This is a genomic window from Noviherbaspirillum cavernae (assembly GCF_003590875.1).
Taxonomy (GTDB): domain Bacteria; phylum Pseudomonadota; class Gammaproteobacteria; order Burkholderiales; family Burkholderiaceae_D; genus Noviherbaspirillum; species Noviherbaspirillum cavernae.
Genome location: NZ_QYUN01000002.1, coordinates 2158669 through 2180851, shown reverse-complemented (window position 1 = coordinate 2180851; position 22183 = coordinate 2158669). Strand labels below are relative to the sequence as shown.

The window sequence follows — 22183 nt, the reverse complement described above, 5'->3', positions numbered from 1 at the left end:
TCCGCAATACGAAGGCGTTATCGATGGATGACCACAAGTAACGCCTTCGCCTCGGTTTTTCCTGCATTGCGGATGGCGTGGTTTTTGTCTGCCTGATAACGCGCCGTTCCGCCATTCTTCAGTTTCTTCTTCACGCCGTCGACTTCCACCTCGACCGCACCGTGCAGCACCGTCAAATGCTCGGTCGTTCCCGGGTCATGTGAGCTGGACACCAAGCCACCTTCCGGTGCCAGCGTGAGTTCATACCATTCGTATTTCCCTGCCAGTTCCATCGGACCGAGTATCCGCAGCACATAGCCTGCATGCGTGCCCGGCAAGGTCGGCGTTTCATACGGCTCAAGTATCCGTATGGCATCGGATTCTTTTGGCCCGCTGGCAAGCAGTTCATCAATGCCGAGGCCCAGTGCATTGGCCAACCGCCAGGCGACAGCGATCGTCGGGTTTGCTTTCTCCCGTTCAATCTGCGACAGCATGGATTTCGACACCCCCGCCGCACGCGACAGATCTTCCAGTGTCAAACCTCGTTTCAGTCTGATTTTCTGAAGGGTCGCGCCGACTTCGGGGGGCGCATTTGGATTAAGTGGCTTCATATGGGTGCTTGCAAAATTTGACAGGCGTCGCTAGTATTCATTATATTGAACTTGAGTTCTAAATAATGGAATTTGAAAAATTCATTGAAATCTGATGGTATCAGATGGATTGGCAATTTTGTAATTCGTCAACATGCTTCCACATAGCCGCGTCAACCGGACAACGAAACGGGAGTGCCATGAATACACCAAAAGCAAGGCAGGGCTTCTACGCACAACTGGATGAAAATCTCGCCACGTTGCGCCGCGATGGTCTTTACAAGCAGGAGCGTGTGATCGCATCGCGACAGGGTGCCGAAGTAGTCTGCGACGATGGCCAAACGCGCATCAACCTGTGCGCGAACAACTACCTGGGCTTGTCGGGAGACGAGACGATGGTGCGCGCGGCCGTCGAGGCGACGGAAGAATACGGCTATGGCTTGTCATCGGTGCGTTTCATCTGCGGCACCCAAACGGTGCACAAAAAGCTGGAACGCGCCTTGTCGGAATTTCTCGGCATGGAAGACACCATCCTGTACGCCGCGGCGTTCGATGCGAATGGCGGTGTGTTCGAGCCCTTGTTCGACGAGCAGGACGCAATCATCTCGGACGCGTTGAATCACGCTTCCATCATCGATGGCATCCGTCTATGCAAGGCGGCACGGTATCGCTATCGGCACAACGACATGAGCGACCTTGAAGTGCAGCTGCATGCTGCTGAAGGGAAGCGCCACAAGCTGATCGTTACCGACGGCGTATTCTCGATGGACGGCACGGTTGCGCAGCTGGACATGATTTGCGATCTGGCTGACCGCCATGGCGCGCTGGTAATGATCGATGAATGTCATGCGACGGGTTTCATGGGCCGGACCGGACGCGGTACGCACGAATATCGCGATGTCATGGGGCGCATCGACATCATTACTGGCACGCTCGGCAAGGCGCTGGGCGGAGCGATGGGCGGTTTCACGGCGGCGCGCCGCGAGGTGGTCGAGACGCTGCGGCAGAAATCGCGGCCCTACCTGTTCTCGAATTCCCTGGCCCCGGCCATCGCTGGCGCGTCGCTCCATGTACTCGAGCGTTTATCGGCTTCCACGGACTTGCGCGACCGCTTGCATGCCAACACCGTCCATTTCCGTCGCGCGATTGCCGATCTCGGATTCACGATCAAGCCCGGCGCGCATCCGATCGTGCCGGTGATGCTGTTCGATGCGCCGGTGGCGCAGCAGTTCGCGCAGCGGCTGTACGAGCTTGACGTACTTGTCACCGGGTTCTTTTATCCAGTGGTGCCGATGGGCGAGGCGCGCGTGCGGGTGCAATTGTCGGCGGCGCATACGAGCGAGCAGCTTGATCATGCGCTTGCCGCCTTCAAGCAGGCGGGACTTGAACTCGGGCTCTTGAAGAGTTAGGGAGATGACGATGGAACGAATACTGGTAATCGGCGCCAACGGCCAGATCGGCAGCGAACTGGTGGAGGCGCTCAGTGCAAAGCATGGTGCCGGCAATGTCATTGCCGCCGACATCGGTCCGCGCAGCCTGCATGGTGCAAGCTGTTACGAAGTCGTCGATGTGCTCGACAGCGCACGAATGGCGGAAGTCATTGACCGCTATGCCGTCACCCAGGTGTACCAGCTGGCGGCGCTGCTGTCGGTCACCGGCGAACAGGCGCCGCTCAAGGCGTGGACGCTGAACATGAACGGCTTGCTGAACATTCTTGAAGTCGCGCGCGAGCGAGGCGAAGCCGGCAAGCCGCTGCGCGTTTTCTGGCCATCCTCTATCGCCGCCTTCGGGCCGCACACGCCGGCGGTGGAAACGCCGCAACTGGCGGTGATGGATCCGACCACGATCTACGGCATCAGCAAGCAGGCCGGCGAACGCCTGTGCGAATACTATTTCGCGCGCTTCGGCGTCGATGTGCGCAGCATCCGCTACCCCGGCATCATCAGTCACAAATCGCCGCCCGGCGGCGGAACGACGGATTACGCGATTGCGATTTTCCACGCGGCCGCCAGCGGTGCGCCCTATGTCTGCTATCTCGGGCCGGACACGACGCTGCCCATGATCTACATGCCCGATGCCATTCGCGCCACCACGGAATTGATGGAAGCGCCGGCAGGGCAGATTCGCGTTCGCTCGTCCTATAACGTCGCCGGCCTGAGCTTCAATCCACGGGAATTGGCGCAAGCCATCAAAAAGCATGTACCGCATTTTGAAATCCGTTATCAGCCGGATCATCGACAGGCGATTGCGGATACCTGGCCGCACAGTCTGGATGACAGCTTTGCGCGTGCGGATTGGGGATGGCGTGCGCGCATCGGGCTGGATCAGTTGGTGGAGGACATGCTGGCCAACACCAAAAGTCGCTCCACGCCGCTCTTTCAAGTCGCCTGAGGGCGACACCGAATGACTCGGGCGAGTGTTGCCGGCAGCTGATCCGGCTGTTTCGAAGAGAATTTCCGCAGGATGTTCAGGGGATGAAACGGCGATGCGCATTGACCTCCACAGTTATAATGTGAGGCTCTCCGTTGCCACCCATCCATTCAATTTATGCAATATGTTTCCACACGCGGTCAGGCCGCGCCGCAATCTTTTTCGCAGATTCTGTTAGGCGGTCTGGCGCCGGACGGAGGCCTGTATCTGCCCGTTGAATATCCGCGCATCAGCGGTGCGGAACTCGACGACTGGCGCACGCTGTCGTATGCGGATCTGGCGCTGGAAGTGCTGAAGAAATTCGCGACCGACATTCCCGAGGAGGACTTGAAAGCTATCGTGCACAAGACGTACACGGCTGATGTCTATCGCAATGCGCGCACTGGCGAGGATACCGCGCAAATCACACCGTTGCGCGTTCTCGAGGAAAAGGATGGCGGCAAGCTGATATTGCAGGCACTGTCCAACGGCCCGACGCTGGCGTTCAAGGACATGGCGATGCAATTGCTCGGCAATCTGTTCGAGTACGCGCTGGCCAAACAGCATGCCGAATTGAACATTTTCGGCGCGACCTCCGGCGATACCGGCAGCGCGGCGGAATACGCCATGCGCGGCAAGAAGGGCATACGCGTCTTCATGCTGTCGCCGCACAAGAAGATGAGCGCATTCCAGACCGCGCAAATGTTCAGCCTGCAGGATCCCAACATTTTCAATATCGCGGTGGAAGGCGTGTTCGACGATTGCCAGGACATGGTGAAGGCGGTGTCCAACGATCTCGAATTCAAGGCGCGGCAAAAGATCGGCACGGTCAATTCCATCAACTGGGCGCGCGTCGTGGCGCAAGTGGTGTACTACATTCGCGGCTATCTGAGCGCGACCACCGGCAACGAGCAGAAGGTTTCCTTCACCGTGCCGTCCGGCAACTTCGGCAACATCTGCGCTGGTCATATCGCGCGCATGATGGGCGTGCCGATCGACAGGCTCGTCGTGGCGACCAACGAGAACGACGTGCTGGACGAGTTTTTCCGCACCGGCATCTATCGCGTGCGCAAGTCGGCGGAGACATATCACACCACCAGCCCGAGCATGGATATCAGCAAGGCGTCGAATTTCGAACGCTTCGTGTATGACTTGCTGGATCGCGATGCGGAGCGCGTGCGCGCCTTGTTCAAGAAGGTCGAGACGCATGGCGGCTTCGACTTGTCGGGCAATCCGGGCAGCGACGGCGATGAATTCAAGAAGGTCGCGCAATACGGTTTTCTGTCCGGCAAATCGACCCATGCCGACCGCGTACAAACCATTCGTGACGTGCATGCGAAATATGGTGTCACGATCGATACGCACACCGCCGATGGCGTGAAAGTGGCACGTCAGCATGTGAAGCCGGGCGTACCGATGATCGTGCTGGAAACCGCATTGCCCGCGAAATTCAACGAAACGATCAAGGAAGCGCTGGGACATGATGCCGAGCGCCCGGCAGGGTTCGAGAACATCGAGGCATTGCCGCAACGGTTCGATGTGATGCCGGCAGATGTGGTGCAGGTGAAGGCATTCATTGCCAGGCATACGGGGCTGTAATACGGGACTGCAAGGTGTTTCTGTCATGCTGAACAGGCTGCGAGCCTTTTCCTGCATGACAGTCCTCCTGACGATAACGACAGAATCGAGCAAGACATGACCGAAAAGAAACCCATGTTGAGCGTTGCGGATGCTCTCGACTTCTTGCTTGACGCGATTCGTCCGATCAAGGATGTCGAAACGGTATCAACGCTTGAGAGCAATGGCCGCGTGCTCGTCGCGGCGCAAACCTCAAGGCTGAATGTCCCGCCGATGGACAACACGCAGATGGACGGCTATGCGGTGCGTGCCGCAGATTGCACGAACGGTGCGGCGCAGTTGAAGGTCTCTCAGCGCATTCCGGCCGGGTATGTTCCCGATGCTTTGGAGCCGGGGACAGCGGCGCGCATCTTTACTGGTGCAATGATTCCGCACGGCGCTGATGCGGTGGTGATGCAGGAAATGTGCGAAGCCGATGGCGACAGTGTCACGATCAGGCATGTGCCTCAGGTCGGCGAATGGATCAGACGCACCGGCGAAGATATTCAAACCGACAGCGTGATCCTTGCAGCGGGCACGCGCCTGCGGGCGCAGGAGCTGGGGCTTGCCGCATCCGTTGGCCTTGCCGCTCTTCCGGTGGTGCGCAGGCCGCGTGTTGCCGTGTTCTTCACGGGCGATGAACTTGCCATGCCGGGCGAGCCATTGAAGCCGGGCGCGATCTACAACTCCAACCGCTTTCTGCTGCGCGGCCTGCTCGAGAATCTCGGCTGTGTCATCAGCGATTTCGGCATCGTGCCGGACTCGCTTGCAGCGACGCGCGATACCTTGCGCAGGGCTGCTGCGGACAACGATCTCATCATCACTTCAGGCGGTGTGTCGGTCGGCGAGGAAGATCACATCAAGCCGGCAGTCGAAGCCGAGGGCCGCTTGAACATGTGGCAGATCGCGGTCAAGCCCGGCAAGCCGCTGGCATTCGGCGAGATCAATCGCAGCGGTGGCGATGGAGCGGCCTTTTTCCTCGGCCTGCCGGGCAATCCGGTCTCCAGCTTCGTCACCTTCCTGCTGTTCGTGCGACCATTCATTTTGCGCCTGCAGGGTGTGAACGATGTTGCGCCGACAGCGTTCGCGATGCGCGCCGATTTTTCCTGGCCGAAGGCGGATCGCCGCAACGAGTTCCTGCGCGCGAAGATCAATGCCGATGGCGGGCTCGACTTGTTTGCGAATCAGAGCTCGGCTGTCTTGACATCGACAGTATGGGGTGACGGCCTGATCGACAATCCGCCGGGATGCACGATTGTTCCAGGCGATATGGTGAGGTTCGTGCCGTTCAACCAGTTGCTTCATTAACCCGAATAGCCGGATTGCATCGATGAATATTCAACTCCGTTTCTTTGCCAGCGTGCGTGAGGCGCTTGGTTCCAGCAATGAGTCCGTGATGCTGCCTGCGCATGTGCGAACCGTAGGAGATGTCCGTGATTTCCTGCGCGAGCGCGGTGGTATGTGGGCCGAGACGCTGGCGGAAGGGCGAGCATTGCGCATGGCGTACAACCATCAGATGACCGAACCGGCAACGCCGATTACCGAAGGTTGCGAAGTCGCTTTTTTCCCGCCGGTCACCGGCGGTTAATGATCCCCACTGCCGGAGCAGCCCATGCCCATCCGCGTTCAAACCGAGGATTTTGACCTGAGTGCCGAAGTCGCCCGCTTGCGCGCCGGTGATGCGCGAGTGGGAGCGGTCGTTTCTTTCATCGGCACGGTGCGCGACATCAACGACGGCGCGAGCGTTGCGGAAATGGAGCTGGAGCATTATCCGGAAATGACCGAGAAGGCGCTGGAAGATATCGTCGTGCAGGCCAAGGCACGGTGGGATATCTTCGATGCTCTCGTGATTCATCGCGTCGGACCGTTGAAGCCGCAGGACCAGATCGTGCTGGCGGCAGTGACGTCAGCGCATCGGGGCGAGGCGTTTGCCGCATGCGAATTCATCATGGATTATCTGAAGACGCAGGCGCCGTTCTGGAAGAAGGAACAGACGCCGCAGGGCGCGCGCTGGGTGGATGCGCGTACCGCCGATGATCATGCATTGGCGAAATGGAATGCCGCATCGGGCAAGGCGGAGAAGGATGCATGAGCTGGCTCGCGGTCGGCACAGGCGCGGCGATCGGCGCATGGTTGCGATGGGGGCTGGGACTCTGGTTCAACGCCTTGCATCACGGCATCGCATTCGGCACGCTGGCGGCAAACTGGGTTGGCGGATTTCTGATCGGTATTGCCGTTGCATTCTTTTCCGGAAACCCGCATCTGACACCGGAGTGGCGCTTGTTCGCGGTCACAGGTTTCCTTGGTGGGCTCACCACTTTTTCCACTTTTTCGGCTGAAGCGATGTCCTTGTTGCAGCGTGGCGATTATGCATGGGCGCTTGGACATTCGGCACTGCATCTGCTCGGCTCGATTGCATTCTGCATCGCCGGATTTGCTGTTTATCGCGCGATTTCCGGTTAAGACCTTCCGCTTTCGCCGCATCTGTTCGTCGACTCGTCGCATCCCTGCAGATGAGCGGAATCAAATTCCATTCTTGAAATGCGGTCAAACGGCCCAACTTCCTTGTCAAATTGTTTTCAGGAGAGTGGACCATGCGTCTCGACAAATTGACAACAAAATTGCAGGAAGCCTTGGCTGACGCCCAAAGTCTGGCGGTCGGTAACGACAATCAATACATCGAGCCCGTACATATCCTCATCGCCTTGCTGAATCAGGACGATGGCGGTGCGCGCTCCTTGCTGCAACGTGCCGGCGTGAACGTCGGCGGCTTGCAGAAACAGCTGGAAGGCGCGCTGGAAAGATTGCCTGAAGTATCGGGCACCGGCGGCGAAGTGCAGCTCGGACGCGAATCCGCAGCCTTGCTGAATCTCGCCGACAAGGAAGCGCAAAAGCGCGGTGACCAGTTCATCGCCAGCGAAATGGTGTTGCTCGCGCTGACCGAGGACAAGTCCGATGCGGGGCGTCTCGCGCGCGATAGCGGCCTGACGCGCAAAGCGCTGGAAGCGGCCATCACGGCCGTGCGCGGCGGCGGCAATGTGTCGTCGCAGGACGCCGAAGGGCAGCGCGAGGCATTGAAGAAATACACGCTCGACCTGACCGAACGCGCCCGTCTGGGCAAGCTCGATCCGGTGATCGGCCGCGACGATGAAATCCGCCGTGCGATCCAGGTATTGCAGCGCCGGACCAAGAACAATCCTGTCCTCATCGGCGAACCGGGTGTCGGCAAGACCGCGATCGTGGAAGGGTTGGCGCAGCGAATCGTGAACGGCGAAGTGCCGGACAGCCTGAAATCCAAGCGCGTGCTGTCGCTCGACATGGCGGCTTTGCTGGCCGGTGCCAAGTATCGCGGCGAATTCGAGGAGCGCCTGAAGGCAGTGCTGAAGGAAATCGCGCAGGATGAAGGGCAGACCATCGTCTTCATCGATGAACTCCATACGATGGTGGGCGCGGGCAAGGCCGAGGGCGCGATCGATGCCGGCAACATGCTGAAACCTGCGCTGGCGCGCGGCGAGCTGCATTGCGTCGGCGCGACCACGCTGGATGAATATCGCAAGTACATCGAGAAGGATGCCGCGCTGGAGCGTCGCTTCCAGAAGATTCTGGTCGACGAGCCAAGTGTCGAAGCCACCATCGCGATCCTGCGCGGACTGCAGGAGAAATACGAGCTGCACCACGGCGTGGATATCACCGATCCGGCGATTGTCGCTGCGGCCGAATTGTCGCATCGCTATATCACCGACCGCTTCCTGCCGGACAAGGCCATCGACCTGATCGACGAGGCCGCATCGAAGATCAAGATCGAAATCGATTCCAAGCCGGAAGTGATGGACAGGCTCGACCGCCGTCTGATCCAGTTGAAGATCGAGCGCGAAGCGGTGCGCAAGGAAACCGATGAAGCCTCGCAAAAGCGTCTCGGCCTGATCGAGGAAGAGATCGCCAAACTCGCGCGCGAATACGCCGACCTTGAAGAAGTGTGGAAGGCGGAGAAGGCGACCGTGCAGGGCGCGCAGCATATCAAGGAGGAAATCGAGCAAGTCCGGCTGCAGATGGATGAAGCTAAGCGCAAGGGCGACTGGCAGAGGATGTCGGAACTGCAGTACGGCAAATTGCCTGAGCTGGAAGCGCAACTCAAGCAGGCCGATACAGAAGAAGCCGTAATGCCGAAGTTGCTGCGCACGCAGGTCGGCGCAGAGGAAATCGCGGAAGTCGTGTCGCGCGCCACCGGCATCCCGGTGTCGAAGATGATGCAGGGTGAGCGCGACAAGCTGCTGCACATGGAAGAAGCCTTGCACAAGCGCGTGATCGGGCAGCATGAAGCGATCGTCGCGGTGTCGGATGCGATCCGGCGTTCGCGCGCCGGTCTGTCCGACCCCAATCGGCCTTACGGCTCGTTCATGTTCCTCGGGCCGACGGGGGTGGGCAAAACCGAGTTGTGCAAGGCGCTCGCCTCATTCCTGTTCGATACCGAGGAATCGCTGATCCGCATCGACATGAGCGAATTCATGGAGAAGCATTCGGTGGCGCGTCTGATCGGTGCGCCGCCCGGATACGTGGGTTACGAGGAAGGCGGCTATCTGACGGAAGCGGTGCGGCGCAAACCGTATTGCGTGATTCTGCTCGACGAGATCGAGAAGGCGCACCACGACGTTTTCAATGTTCTGCTGCAGGTGCTGGACGATGGCCGCATGACGGACGGGCAGGGGCGCACGGTCGATTTCAAGAACACGGTGATCGTGATGACCTCCAACCTCGGCTCGCACAAGATCCAGTCGATGGATGACAGCGATCCGGCGCTGGTGAAGCTGGCCGTGATGGCAGAAGTCAAAACGCATTTCCGGCCCGAGTTCATCAACCGCATCGACGAGATCGTCGTGTTCCATGCGCTGGACGAGAAGAATATCGGCGCGATTGCCAAGATCCAGCTGCACGTGCTGGAGCAGCGTCTGGCGAAGATGGACATCGGCATGGATGTCTCTCAGGAAGCCTTGCAGAAGATCGCGGAAGCCGGTTTCGATCCGGTGTATGGCGCCCGGCCGCTGAAGCGCGCGATCCAGCAGGAAATCGAGAATCCCTTGTCGAGGCTGATCCTGGAAGGGAAATTCGGGCCGAAGGACCGCATCCTGGTGGGCGTCAACAACGGTAAATTGGCATTCGAGAAGAGCCTCGAATAAATTTCCGCATGGAAACATATAAATTATTGTAAGATTTCCATGCATTTTGCCGGGATGAAAAACGGGCCGCGTAAAGTGGCCCGTTTTTCATCCCGGCGTACATTTGCGGTTCTCTATTCGGCAGCCTTGCAAGGTTCTTGTAATGGTTCAATCGGCTTCAGGCATGGATCCAGAGTGACTCTGAAACAGTCTTCTTTACAGCGGGTTTTCATCATTCCGTTCGTACTTCTGATGGTATGCGTGGGCTTGACGATTACCGGCGTCTTGTACCAGGCGGGGGAGGATGCCACCGACGCGATCTCGCAAAAGGCGCTGGTCGACATGATCAGCCGCATTCACCAGGGAACCGAGCAGCATTTGCTGAGTGCGCATTCCACGCTGAAATCGGTTGCGCCCGATCTGGCTTCCGTCGGCAATAATCCGGTCGTGGGGGCCATTTCCTTTCCGGAAGAAACGAGCAAGATCGAGGAACGACTCTGGGTTGCGTCGGACCTTTTTCCGGATATGAATCGACACGTCTATTTCGGCGGTGCGGACGGCCGTTTCGTGGGAGTCAACCGCAGCGACCCGGACACGACGGAATTGCGCCTCAAGGAGGCCAACAGCGCATGGCGCAATCTGTACCACATGGCCGGGCCGGGAAGCCGCTTGTCCCTGAGCCGTACCGATCGATACGAGCCGCGCGAGCGGCCGTGGTACCGGAGCGCCGTCGTCCGCGGCGGCGTGGCATGGTCGCCGGTCTATAACGACTTTTCCTCTCACGAGCTGGTGCTGACACTGGCAAAACCGGTGTATCGCGCAGATCGCTCGCTGATCGGCGTGGCGGCTACCGACTTGCCGCTGCAACGGCTCACCATGTTCCTGCAATCGCTCATCATCAGTCCGAATGGCATTGCATTCATCGCCGAACGCGAGGGTGGGCTGGTTGCGACCTCGGCGCTCGAGTTGCCGTACAAGATCGAAAAGGCTGTCCCGACACGCCTGATGGCGCGCGAAAGTGCCTTCCCGCTGATTCGGGAGGCGTACCGCGATGTCACCGAAACCCTGCGCGTCAGTCCGGGTTCCGCCCCATTCATGATGCGCTCGTTCAAGAGCGAACTCGGGAAGATTCAGCTGGCCGCGATGACGCTGCCGAATGAAAAAGGGCTTGACTGGATCATCGTGGTGGCAGTGCCGCGTTCGGATTTCATGAGCAACGTCACCCGAAATCTCTATCGCAGCCTGAGCCTCGGCATGATCGCGATGTGCCTTGCATTGGTGCTGGGTTTCGTGATTCTGCGATGGGCGCTGCGCGACATTCGCAAGCTGACGCTGGCCGCCAGGAGCATCAGCAGCGGGCAACCCTTCGCTCCGCTCAATATCGATCGCAACGACGAGATCGGCCAGCTCGCGCAAAGCTTCGAGGAAATGGAGCGCAACCTGCGCACGGACCGGCTGACGCACGTGCTCAATCGCGAATCCTTCATCTCGCAGATCGAGTTCCGCCGGCAGAACGCATCGCTGGCGAATCCGCTGCACTTTTCGCTGCTGTTCATTGATCTTGATAACTTCAAGACGATCAATGACGAATACGGCCATGACTGCGGCGACCGCGCGCTGGTCGAAATCGGCGCGCGCCTGCAGAGCGCGTTGCGCAAGGAGGATGCGGTCGCGCGTTTCGGCGGCGACGAATTCGTCGTCTATCTGCATGGCGTGAATGCCGATGCGCTGGTGCAGGGAATCAGCGACAAGATTCGCGCAGTGGTGGAAGAGCCGATCACCGTGTACGACGGCATACCGGCAAATGTCGGAGCATCGATCGGATCGGCGCACTATCCGGCCGATGGCGAAGATATCGAAACCCTGTTCCGGGTTGCCGACCTGCGCATGTTCGAGTCGAAGCGGGACCGCAAGACGGCCTGACGGTTTCCCCGGACGCCATCTCGACGTGGCATGTCATTCCGGGCGAATGGTGACGCAGGGAATTCGGGTAGCAAGCGCAAGTGCGCCCAGCAAGGGAGGAATCGCGAATGGCTGCACACATCCCCGGATCAACGCACCATCACGAACCTTCCCGGTGACTGAAAAACGAGGACGGCGATTGCCCGAAGGTCTTCTTGAACATCGCTGAAAATGCCGACTGGCTCGCATAGCCCAGTTCTGCCGCGACGCGCGACATCGGCATGCCGCTCGCGATGAGCGGCGCGGCGTGCGCCAGCCGCACCTGCTGCCGCCACTGGCTGAAGCTCATGCCCAGGTCGCGCTCGAACAGCCGCGCCAGCGTGCGCCCGGATGCACCGGCGCGTTGCGCCCATTCTTCCAGCGTGAGCGGCGATGCCGGATCGGCGATCAGCGTTTCGCACAGGGTTTTCAGTCGCTTGTCGTCGGGCAGGGCAACGCGGATAGGCATCGTGGCCGAACGCGCCACCTCATCGAGGATGAGCGCGGTCAGCATCGCTTCGCGCGGCTCGTCAGCCGAGACCTGCGACAGCGCCACGATCAGCTCGCGCAGCAGGGCGGAAACGTCGAGCACTTCACATTGATTCCCGTGAAAAGGCGCGGCGTCCGCATGAACGTACAGCGCGCGCAGCCGAACCTTCTCTAGTGTGGCGACTTCATGCATCTGGTCCGGTGGAATCCAGATTGCGCGCATTGGCGGCACGATCCATGTGCTGTTGCCGACGGTCACGCGCACCACGCCATCCAGTGCGTAGGTGACCTGGCCCCACGCATGCTTGTGCGCACTCAGCAATTCAGATGCTTCAAGGTCACGGGCGACCATGCGCACCCGGCGTTCGGGCGTCGGCGCGACGCCCGGCAGGTTCAGGCGGGTATGCGTAATTGGCTGCATCGGTATGGTATGTCAAAAGTGCGATAAAAATTGTCGTTCTATCTTAAAGCAGACGATCGATTTTTGCTTACACTGCATTCATTGTTCATTTCGAGAGCGCACCATGTCGTCTGTTGCAGTCCCTTCTTTCCGCCAGGATGCCCAGGTCATCAGCCTGGTCGGCATCGCCCACGGCGTGTCCCATTTCTTTCACCTGATTCTCGCGCCGTTGTTCCCGTGGCTGAAGGAGGCTTTCAGCCTGTCCTATGCGGAACTCGGGCTCCTGATGACGATGTTCTTCGTAGTCTCCGGCATCGGGCAGGCGCTGGCCGGCTTTGTGGTGGATCGCGTTGGTGCGCGCATCGTCCTGTTTTCCGGCCTTGGATTGCTGGGCACCTCGGCGCTGGTCCTGTCGCAGGCGCAAAACTATCCAATGCTGCTGGCCGGTTCGATGCTTGCGGGCCTGGGCAATAGCGTGTTCCATCCGGCCGACTTCACCCTGCTGAACAAGCGCGTGTCCGCGCCCCGGCTTGGCCATGCATTCTCGGTGCACGGTGTTTCGGGCAATCTCGGCTGGGCGCTGGCTCCCATCTTTCTGACGACGCTGGCGGGACTGTATGACTGGCGCATCGCCTTGCTGGCAGCGGCATGCATTCCGTTTGTCGTGTTGCTGCTGCTGTTCGCGAACCGTCAGCTGCTTCGCACGGATGAGGTGAAGGCGGCGGTGGCGTCGTCGCGCAAGGAAGCGGCGCAGCCGCCGCGCGGCCATCTGCTCGACTTCATGCGCGTGCCTGCCGTATGGATGTGCTTCGCATTCTTCTTCATCACTGCGATTGCGCTCGGCGGCATCCAGAGTTTCTCGGTGTCCGGCTTGCGTGCCTTGTATGACATGTCCTTGACATGGGCCACCGCCGGCTTCACCACTTACATGCTGGCTTCGGCAGCCGGCATGATCTGGGGCGGTTTCGTGGCCGCCAAGACCACGCGGCACGATCGCACGATCGCCCTGGCATTCACCGGCGCGGGCTTGATGGCCCTGGTGCTGGCCACGGGCAGCGTATCGATGCCGGCGGCTATCGTGTTGATGGGCTTGATCGGCTTCGGCTCCGGCATCGCCGGCCCGTCGCGCGATTTGCTGATTCGCGCGGCTGCGCCGAAGAATGCGACCGGACGTGTGTATGGCGTGGTCTATTCCGGGCTCGATATCGGCATGTCCTTCGCGCCGCTGCTGTTCGGCGCATTGATGGATGCAAGCCATCCTTCATGGGTGTTCATCTGCATCGGACTGGCGCAGATGGCAGCGATCTTCACCGCGCTGGGCGTGGGAAGCAACAACGCCAGAAACGCGACGAAGGCGCAGCCTGTGTAGGCAATATCGCATCAGCCAAAAAGCCATCGCAGTCATGACGGATTGCGGTGGCTTTCTTGTTTTGCGGACTCGCTTGCACGCGTTTTCCGAGCCTGCAAGGACCTGGAAAATATTCGAAGACAACGCAACGCCGCAACGATGCGTGCGCAAAGACCACGGCGGCCGTGATGTTGCCGTGTCGGTCGCGGCGGAAAAAACTCGGGTGAAGATGATGCGCGGTGTTACAGCAGCTCGACGCTGCGCAAATTCAGATAGCAACTCTCTCTCGTCGTGTTGACGAAATCCGCAAGAAACGGCTTGCCCGACAGTTCCGGCAGGCATGCCGCATACAAGCGTCCGGTCAGGCCGTCGACGGTGATCCGCTTGGCCAGGACGTAATCGCGGTCAACGTAATTCTGCGCTGCCCATACCGGCAGCGTGGCGATGCCGCGCTTGCTGGCAACCAGTTGCAGCATCGCGACCGTCAGTTCCGTGGTGCGGCGCGCCGTTTGCACGCCGGCCGGCTTCAGCACTTGGCGCACCACATCCAGCATGTCGTCCGGCACCGGATAGGTGATCAGGGTGTCCGTCGCAAAATCCTCCGCCACCAGATAATCGCGCCCGGCCAGTGCATGGTCCTTCGCCACCAGTGCCACGATTTCAAAGCGGAACAGCGCGTGGTAGTCCACGCTTTCGTCCGGATCGATTTCGGACACGATCGCGACGTCGGCGCGATGGCCGTACAGCAAGCCGACCGGATCGGCCTGAAAGCCCGAGACGATGTCGAGTTCCACCTCCGGCCAGCGGTTGCGGAACACGTCCATCGCCGGCATCAGCCAATCGAAGCAGGTGTGGCATTCCACTGCAATCCGCAACTGTCCGGCAGCACCCTGCGCCATGCGCGCCAGATCGCGTTCCGCGCCTTGTATCTGCGGCAGGATCGCGTCGGCCAGTTTCAGCAGCCGCTCTCCGGCCGGCGTGAAGCGCACCGGTGTCGTTTTGCGCTCGAACAAGGGCGTGCCGTGATGGTCTTCCAGCTGCTTGATCTGGTGCGATAACGCGGATTGCGTGACGTTCAGCAGAGTTGCGGCGCGCAGCAGGTTGCCGGCTTCGCGCAGGGCGAGAAGGGTCTTGAGATGCCGCAGTTCGAGAATGGATTGCATTATGAATGAAATTCAAGTTTATTCTTAAAATATATCGTTTGAATAATAATGTGCGCAGCCTCACCATGGCAAGCCTTGAAACCAGCATCGGAGAAAGTCATGGCACATGCGCACACCCTGGGATTCCCCCGCATCGGCGCACATCGAGAATTGAAATTCGCGCTGGAATCGTTCTGGCGCGGCGAGTCGAGCGAGGCGGCATTGCAGGAAACGGGCAGGGCGCTGCGCGCGCGCCACTGGGCGATGCAGGCAGATGCCGGCATGGACTTCGTCACGGCGGGTGATTTCGCCTGGTACGACCAGGTGCTCAATACGCTGGCATTGCTGGGCGCGATTCCGTCGCGCTTCAAGTTCGATCCGAAGCGCTTGAGCCTGACCGAGTACTCCACGCTGGCGCGCGGCAGCCGCGAGCACTTCGCGATGGAAATGACGAAGTGGTTCGACACCAATTACCACTACCTCGTGCCGGAATGGACGGCGGACGTGGGCTTCGACGGCGGCGTCGACTGGCTGTTCGACGAGATCGCCGAAGCGCGCAATACCGGCCACCGCGTCAAGCCGGTGCTGGTCGGGCCGCTGACGCTGCTCTATCTCGGCAAGATCAAATCGGGTCTGACGCACAAGCTGGATTTGCTGCCGCGCGTGGTGGCGGGCTATCAAAGGGTTTTGCAGCGCTTGCAGGAGGCTGGCGTGGAGTGGGTGCAGATCGACGAGCCGATCCTCGCACTGGAACTCGACGCGGCATGGAGGGATGCTTTCCAACCGACCTATGCGGCATTGGCGAAAGCCACGCCGCATCTGCTGCTGGCGACCTACTTCGACGAAGTGCGGGAACATGCGGCGCTGCTGCGCGAACTGCCCGTGGCCGGCGTGCATCTGGACCTGGTGCGCGGCGCGGGGCAACTGGGCGAAGTGATCGCCGATTGGCCGCAGGAGCGCGTGCTGTCGGCCGGGATCGTCGATGGCCGCAATATCTGGCGCGCCGATCTCGACGCGGCGCTGGCAAAGGTGCAGACGCTGCACGGAGTGCTGGGCGACCGTCTGTGGATTGCGCCGAGCTGCTCGCTGCTGCATGTGCCGGTCGATCTGGCGCACGAAAACAAGCTCGATGACGAACTCAAGGGCTGGCTCGCCTTCGCCGCGCAAAAGCTCGATGAAATCGTGGCGTTGAAACGTGCGGTCAATGGCGACGCCGATGCGGTGAATGCTGCGTTTGCCGCCTCCCGCGCCGCCGTGGCCGCAAGGAAAAGCTCGCCCCGGATTCACAATGCGCTGGTGCAGAAACGTCTGGCCAAGGTCGCCGATGCCGACGCGCAGCGCGCTTCCGGCTTCAGCGAGCGCATCGCCAAACAGCAGGCGCGCTGGAAGCTGCCGCTGTTCCCCACCACGACGATCGGCTCCTTCCCGCAGACCGCGGAAATCCGGCAGGCGCGCGCCGCCTATAAACGCGGTGACATCGGTCATCTCGACTACCTCAACAAGATGCGCGACGAAGTTCGGCTGGCGGTGGAAAGGCAGGAAGAACTCGGCCTCGACGTGCTGGTGCACGGCGAGCCGGAGCGCAACGACATGGTCGAATATTTCGGCGAACAGCTGTGGGGTTATGGCTTTACCGTCAACGGCTGGGTGCAGAGCTACGGCTCGCGTTGCGTCAAGCCGCCATTCATCTACGGCGACGTGTACCGGCCCGAACCGATGACGACCGGATGGAGCACATTCGCGCAAAGCCTCACCGAAAAGCCGATGAAAGGCATGCTGACCGGTCCCGTCACAATGCTGCAATGGTCATTCGTGCGCGATGACCAGCCGCGCGACACCACCGCCTTGCAGATCGCACTGGCGCTGCGCGATGAAGTGTGCGACCTGGAGAAGGCCGGCATCGGCATGATCCAGATCGACGAGCCGGCATTCCGCGAAGGGCTGCCGCTGAAGGCGCGCAACTGGCCGCACTATCTCGACTGGGCAGTGCGCGCATTCAAGATCAGCGCGGCGGGTGTCGGCGACGAGACGCAGATCCATACGCACATGTGTTACTCGGAGTTCAACGACATCCTGCCGTGGATTGCGGCGATGGACGCGGACGTCATCACGATCGAAACCTCGCGCTCGGACATGGAGCTGCTCGACGGCTTCGGCGAGTTTGCCTACCCGAACGATATCGGCCCCGGCGTCTACGACATCCACTCTCCGCGTGTGCCGCGCGTGGCGGAAATGGAGCGGCTGCTGCAAAAGGCGCGCGGCGTGATCCCGGATGCACGCTTGTGGGTCAACCCGGATTGCGGCCTGAAGACGCGCGGCTGGCCTGAAACCAGCGAAGCGTTGGCCAACATGGTGCTGGCGGCACGCCTGCTGCGGCAAGCGGTGGAGAGTGAACAACAAACGATCGCATAGCGCGTAGCAGGGCGGGGGTAACCCGCCCTGTCTCGTTTACGGTATTGGAAACACCAGGCAAGTCGTGGTCGCGTGCGCGTAAATTTTTCCATCGACATCAAACAAGCGTCCCTCGGCAATCCCGACACGATTGCCGACTTGAATCACCTTGCCTTCGGCGCGCACCGGCCCGGTCTTGTCGGTCAGTGCGCGGATCAGATTCACTTTCAGCTCCAGCGTCGTATAGCCCATCCCTTTCGGCAGCATCGACTGCACTGCGCAGCCGACTGCCGAGTCGAGCAGGGTGCAGAAATAGCCGCCATGCACGCTGCCAATCGGGTTGTAGTGCTGCCGGCCGGGCGTCCCTTGAAATACAACACGCCCCGGCTCGCCCTCGATCGGTATGAAATCCAGCGTATGCCCGATCGGCGCGGCGGGAATTTCTCCATTCCACATGCGCTGCAGGAATTCCATGCCGCTGGTTTCCTTGATTGTCTCCATCGATGCAACGCCGGGTGCGGCCAGCCTTGCGCGAACTTCCGATTCCCTTGCTTACCATTGCCGCGGGTGATTCTTTTCAGCCAATTTTCATGACGGCTCATCTCACAGCGGAAGCCGTTGTCGGCTATTGCCGCTGCGATCGGGGCTGCACGCTCTTTTCACAACCCGAAATGTACGTTCCGCATTATGAAATTCATCGATGCGGGGCATCACGGGATTTTTTCACAGAAAGGAATTTTATTTCATATCGCGAAAAATTAAGTATAACTATTTGAAAAATAACGAATAAAATTTACTTATATGTCTTATATAAGACATTGTTGCTCCGCAAAATAGCTCCTACTATTTAGTCATCGAGTTTTCTTTTTCTTTCATTGCTTTTCATCACAGGAGAACGACCATGACATCTCGCGAACAGCAAATCCAGGCATTGGCCAAAGACTGGGCAGAAAATCCCCGCTGGAAAGGTATCAAGCGCAACTACACGCCGGAAGACGTGGTGCGTCTGCGTGGCTCCGTCCAGATCGAGCACACGCTGTCCAAGCGCGGCGCCGAAAAACTGTGGAATCTCGTGCATACCGAGCCGTTCGTCAACGCGCTGGGCGCATTGACCGGCAATCAGGCCATGCAACAAGTCAAGGCCGGCTTGAAGGCGATCTATCTGTCCGGCTGGCAAGTCGCAGGCGACGCCAACCTGGCTGGCGAAATGTATCCTGACCAATCCCTGTATCCGGCCAACTCCGTGCCGATGGTCGTCAAGCGCATCAACAACACGTTCCAGCGCGCTGACCAGATCCAATGGTCGGAAGGCAAGAACGACATCGACTACTTCGCTCCGATCGTCGCTGACGCGGAAGCCGGTTTCGGCGGTGTGCTGAATGCATTCGAACTGATGAAGTCCATGATCGATGCAGGCGCTGCCGGCGTGCACTTCGAAGATCAGCTCGCCTCCGTGAAGAAGTGCGGTCACATGGGCGGCAAGGTGCTGGTCCCGACGCGCGAAGCTGTTGAAAAACTGAACGCCGCTCGCCTGGCTGCCGACGTTTCCGGCACCACGACGCTGGTGATCGCACGTACCGATGCAGAAGCCGCCGACCTCCTGACTTCCGACGTGGACGACAACGACAAGCCGTTCTGCACCGGCGAGCGCACCGTCGAGGGTTTCTACAAGACCCGGCCGGGTATCGAGCAGGCGATTTCCCGTGGCTTGGCCTATGCCGAGTACGCTGACATGATTTGGTGCGAAACCGGCAAGCCGGACCTTGCCTTCGCGAAGAAATTCGCCGAAGCGATCCACGCGAAGTTCCCGGGCAAGCTGCTGTCCTACAACTGCTCGCCATCCTTCAACTGGAAAAAGAACCTGGACGATGCCACCATCGCCAAATTCCAGAAGGAACTCGGCGCAATGGGCTACAAGTTCCAGTTCATCACGCTGGCCGGCTTCCACTCGCTGAACTACTCGATGTTCAACCTGGCGCACGGCTACGCACGCAACCAGATGTCCGCGTTCGTCGAACTGCAGGAAGCCGAATTCGCGGCGGCAGAAAAGGGCTTCACCGCCGTCAAGCACCAGCGTGAAGTCGGCACTGGCTACTTCGACGCCGTGACGCAGACGATTCAGCAAGGCCAGTCGTCGACGACGGCATTGCATGGTTCGACCGAAGACGAGCAATTCTTCGACGGCAAGAAGGTCGCGTAAGACAGAACTGGCAAGTTAACTACTCCCAACCTCACAGCGCCGGCGGCAACGTTGGCGCTTTTTTTATGCGCGCAGCAATCTGACGCTCGTACACTGAACAACTGCCTTGCCAAACGGACGTGAGGAATTCGTTGGGGAGGGCCGCAGCGCGCTGCGGGTTTCAGCTAACGGATTCCTCACTGCGTTCGGCATGACAAGTCGATGGCATGGGCTTGTCACTACAGTCAAGGACGGCCCCCGACAACCATGTCAATGCGAGTGCCCGGCATGGTCATGCACGTGCCCCACAGGCACGGCCCCCGCCAACTCGCGCCTTGCATCCCGCACCACGCTGATCGATGCGCTCAATGCCAGCACGCCCATCAAGCTTGCGACCAGCCAGTCGGGCCACGCGCTGCCTGTGCCGAACACGCCCAGCGCCGCCAGCATGACCGCCACATTGCCGATCGCATCGTTGCGCGTGCATAGCCAGACCGAGCGCATGTTCGCGTCACCGGCGCGATAGGTGTACAAGAGGATTGCAACGCCGACGTTGGCGAGCAAGGCGAAAAATCCGATCGTGCCCATTGTCGTCGCTTCCGGCACGACGCCCGCAGCCATGCTCCACGCGGTCTTGCCAATCACGAACAGGCCGAACGCCCCCATGCACAGCCCCTTTGCCAGCGCGGCGCGGCTGCGCCACACGACTGCCATCGACAGCACGGCCAGCGCCACGGCATAGTTCGCGGCGTCCCCAAAGAAGTCCACCGCATCCGCCAAAAGCGATGTCGAACCGGAGCGCATGCCGCCGAATATTTCGATGAGAAACATTGCGGCATTGACGATGAGCGCGATCCACAACGCGCGACGGTAACGCGGATCCCGAGCAGCATTGGCTGAGGAATTGCTTGCGCAACATTGAGCTGACATTTGATTCTCCTTATTGACAGGGGCGTATTGCCTATTAAAGACCCTGTAGCTACTATAGGGTCAAGGGTCTTTAATGGAGGTCGCGATGAAAATCGGAGAACTGGCCAAACGCACGGATTGCGAAGTGGAAACCATTCGCTATTACGAACGGGAAGGCTTGCTGCCGGTGCCGCCGCGCACGGATGGCAACTATCGGCAATACAGCGAGCAGGATGCGGAGCGGCTGATGTTCATCCGGCACTGCCGCTCGCTTGGCATGTCACTGGAAGACATTCGCACCTTGCAGCATTTTCAAGCCAGGCCGGAACTGGCTTGCGAGGAGATCGACGCGATGCTGGATCGTCATCTGCGCCAGACGGAAGCGCAGATCGCCGCGCTGGAGCGCCTGCAAAAGCAGCTACAGATCCTGCGCGATGCCTGTCACACGCATTTGACCGCGCAGCAGTGCGGCATCCTGCAAAACCTGCAGAGCGCCGCCAGCAGCCATGATTGCGTCTGCCATCCCGAGCATTGATGTTTGTCACGTTTGCCGTCGATTGTCATTAAAATGCGTTCCTTCATCGTTTGCTGCAAAGGTAAAAGTTTCTTATGCTGAGTTATCGCCACGCCTTCCATGCCGGCAATCACGCCGATGTGCTCAAGCACCTCGTGCTCATCCAGTTGCTGCGGTATCTCGGGCAAAAGGAAGCGCCTTACATGTACATCGACACGCATTCCGGCGCGGGCGTGTACGCGCTCGACACCGGTTATGCGGCCAAGAGCACCGAGTACCTGACCGGTATCAGCCGCCTGTGGGACCGCAAGGATTTGCCGGGTCCGGTGGCCGAATACGTAGGGCTCGTCAAGGCCATGAACCCGGACGGAAAAATGCGTTATTACCCGGGATCGCCGTATTGCGGCGAGAAAGTGCTGCGATCGCAGGACCGGATGCGATTGTTCGAACTGCATCCGAGCGACAGCAAGCTGCTGGAGGATAATTTCCGCAAGCTGGAAGCGCACGCCGCTGCGAACGGCCAGCGCTCGAACGTGCGCGGCAAGCGCGTGATGATTCAGAAGGGGGACGGATTTGCCGGACTCAAAGCCTTGCTGCCGCCGCCGTCGCGCCGCGGCCTGGTCCTGATCGATCCGCCGTATGAAGTCAAGGAGGACTACCGGCGCGTCAAGGACACGCTGTCCGATGCATTGACACGTTTCGCGACCGGCACGTATGCCGTGTGGTATCCGGTATTGCAGCGTATGGAGTCGCGCGAGTTGGCGGGCAAATTGAAGCGCCTGCCCGCCAACGGCTGGCTCAATGTCACCCTTTCGATCAGCGGGCCGGCACCGGACGGATTCGGCCTGCACAGCAGCGGCATGTTTGTGCTCAATCCTCCGTGGACACTGGAGCCGATGCTGCGGGAAGTCATGCCGTATCTCGTTTCCGCTCTCGGAACCGATGCCGAGGCCGGCTTCACGCTGGAGACCGGCGAGACAGTCACGACGTCCGGCGCACCGAAGCGCCGCACGTGACGAGGGCATGCTGCGACGCTCAAATGCCGTATTGAGCGCCCGGCATTGTTATCGCACTCATGAGTCGCTCGCACAGCTCACCGGCGGGCGGAGCAATTAGAACGTA

19 protein-coding genes are annotated in these 22183 nt (G+C 59.9%); 14 read left to right on the top strand and 5 right to left on the bottom strand.

The features are described from left to right. Positions 1 to 17: 17 nt before the first annotated feature. On the bottom strand, positions 18 to 590 hold the full coding sequence (locus D3870_RS10135; protein ID WP_119738784.1) for a helix-turn-helix domain-containing protein: 573 nt from the start codon (positions 588 to 590) through the stop codon (positions 18 to 20). Positions 591 to 769: 179 nt separating this feature from the next. On the opposite strand from D3870_RS10135, the gene kbl reads away from it, so the two are divergent. The 9 genes from kbl (at position 770) to D3870_RS10090 (ending at position 11671) form a co-directional block, all read left to right on the top strand. Then, positions 770 to 1978 (top strand): glycine C-acetyltransferase, encoded by a 1209-nt coding sequence (kbl, locus tag D3870_RS10130; protein ID WP_119738782.1) that lies wholly within the window; start codon positions 770 to 772, stop codon positions 1976 to 1978. A gap of 10 nt (positions 1979 to 1988) precedes the next feature. Then, entirely contained in the window at positions 1989 to 2960 is a 972-nt protein-coding gene (locus D3870_RS10125; protein ID WP_119741927.1) for an NAD-dependent epimerase/dehydratase family protein, read from the top strand. A gap of 156 nt (positions 2961 to 3116) precedes the next feature. Beyond that, entirely contained in the window at positions 3117 to 4577 is a 1461-nt protein-coding gene (thrC, locus tag D3870_RS10120; RefSeq protein WP_119738780.1) for a threonine synthase, read from the top strand. A 96-nt stretch (positions 4578 to 4673) separates the two neighbouring features. Next, a complete protein-coding gene (locus tag D3870_RS10115) occupies positions 4674 to 5903 on the top strand; it encodes a molybdopterin molybdotransferase MoeA (RefSeq protein ID WP_242489928.1) in 1230 nt (409 codons plus the stop codon). A gap of 22 nt (positions 5904 to 5925) precedes the next feature. Further along, complete coding sequence (moaD, locus tag D3870_RS10110) at positions 5926 to 6183, top strand: molybdopterin converting factor subunit 1 (protein ID WP_119738778.1); 258 nt, start codon at positions 5926 to 5928, stop codon at positions 6181 to 6183. A gap of 24 nt (positions 6184 to 6207) precedes the next feature. Then, a complete protein-coding gene (gene moaE / locus D3870_RS10105; protein ID WP_119738776.1) occupies positions 6208 to 6687 on the top strand; it encodes a molybdopterin synthase catalytic subunit MoaE in 480 nt (159 codons plus the stop codon). Further along, positions 6684 to 7058: a fluoride efflux transporter CrcB gene (crcB, locus tag D3870_RS10100; protein WP_119738774.1), complete on the top strand. Its 375-nt coding sequence runs from the start codon at positions 6684 to 6686 to the stop codon at positions 7056 to 7058. The genes moaE and crcB overlap by 4 nt, the downstream gene beginning before the upstream one ends. A gap of 131 nt (positions 7059 to 7189) precedes the next feature. Next, positions 7190 to 9769 carry an ATP-dependent chaperone ClpB gene (clpB, locus tag D3870_RS10095; protein WP_119738772.1) on the top strand — a complete coding sequence of 860 codons (2580 nt, stop codon included), beginning with the start codon at positions 7190 to 7192 and terminating at the stop codon, positions 9767 to 9769. 231 nt (positions 9770 to 10000) lie between these two features. Further along, a complete protein-coding gene (locus D3870_RS10090; RefSeq protein WP_119738770.1) occupies positions 10001 to 11671 on the top strand; it encodes a sensor domain-containing diguanylate cyclase in 1671 nt (556 codons plus the stop codon). A gap of 139 nt (positions 11672 to 11810) precedes the next feature. Here D3870_RS10090 and D3870_RS10085 read toward each other — a convergent pair whose 3' ends face one another. Continuing rightward, on the bottom strand, positions 11811 to 12599 hold the full coding sequence (locus tag D3870_RS10085; RefSeq protein WP_340638440.1) for an AraC family transcriptional regulator: 789 nt from the start codon (positions 12597 to 12599) through the stop codon (positions 11811 to 11813). 103 nt (positions 12600 to 12702) lie between these two features. Here D3870_RS10085 and D3870_RS10080 point away from each other — a divergent pair, with 103 nt between their 5' ends. Then, on the top strand, positions 12703 to 13947 hold the full coding sequence (locus D3870_RS10080) for an MFS transporter (protein WP_119738766.1): 1245 nt from the start codon (positions 12703 to 12705) through the stop codon (positions 13945 to 13947). 221 nt (positions 13948 to 14168) lie between these two features. Here D3870_RS10080 and D3870_RS10075 read toward each other — a convergent pair whose 3' ends face one another. Then, positions 14169 to 15089 carry a LysR family transcriptional regulator gene (locus tag D3870_RS10075; RefSeq protein ID WP_119738764.1) on the bottom strand — a complete coding sequence of 307 codons (921 nt, stop codon included), beginning with the start codon at positions 15087 to 15089 and terminating at the stop codon, positions 14169 to 14171. 99 nt (positions 15090 to 15188) lie between these two features. Between D3870_RS10075 and metE the strand changes: the two genes are divergently transcribed. Beyond that, a complete protein-coding gene (metE, locus tag D3870_RS10070; protein WP_119738762.1) occupies positions 15189 to 17480 on the top strand; it encodes a 5-methyltetrahydropteroyltriglutamate--homocysteine S-methyltransferase in 2292 nt (763 codons plus the stop codon). Positions 17481 to 17516: 36 nt separating this feature from the next. Here metE and D3870_RS10065 read toward each other — a convergent pair whose 3' ends face one another. Beyond that, positions 17517 to 17960 carry a PaaI family thioesterase gene (locus D3870_RS10065; RefSeq protein WP_199710606.1) on the bottom strand — a complete coding sequence of 148 codons (444 nt, stop codon included), beginning with the start codon at positions 17958 to 17960 and terminating at the stop codon, positions 17517 to 17519. A gap of 400 nt (positions 17961 to 18360) precedes the next feature. Here D3870_RS10065 and aceA point away from each other — a divergent pair, with 400 nt between their 5' ends. Further along, positions 18361 to 19659 (top strand): isocitrate lyase, encoded by a 1299-nt coding sequence (gene aceA, locus D3870_RS10060; RefSeq protein WP_119738760.1) that lies wholly within the window; start codon positions 18361 to 18363, stop codon positions 19657 to 19659. A 249-nt stretch (positions 19660 to 19908) separates the two neighbouring features. Here aceA and D3870_RS10055 read toward each other — a convergent pair whose 3' ends face one another. Beyond that, a complete protein-coding gene (locus D3870_RS10055) occupies positions 19909 to 20568 on the bottom strand; it encodes a cation efflux transmembrane domain-containing protein (RefSeq protein WP_119738759.1) in 660 nt (219 codons plus the stop codon). Between the two features lie 85 nt (positions 20569 to 20653). Here D3870_RS10055 and cadR point away from each other — a divergent pair, with 85 nt between their 5' ends. Next, positions 20654 to 21082, top strand: coding sequence for a Cd(II)/Pb(II)-responsive transcriptional regulator (gene cadR / locus D3870_RS10050; protein WP_119741923.1), 429 nt, complete (start codon positions 20654 to 20656; stop codon positions 21080 to 21082). A 74-nt stretch (positions 21083 to 21156) separates the two neighbouring features. Beyond that, a complete protein-coding gene (locus tag D3870_RS10045; protein WP_119738757.1) occupies positions 21157 to 22077 on the top strand; it encodes a 23S rRNA (adenine(2030)-N(6))-methyltransferase RlmJ in 921 nt (306 codons plus the stop codon). Positions 22078 to 22183: the final 106 nt, after the last annotated feature.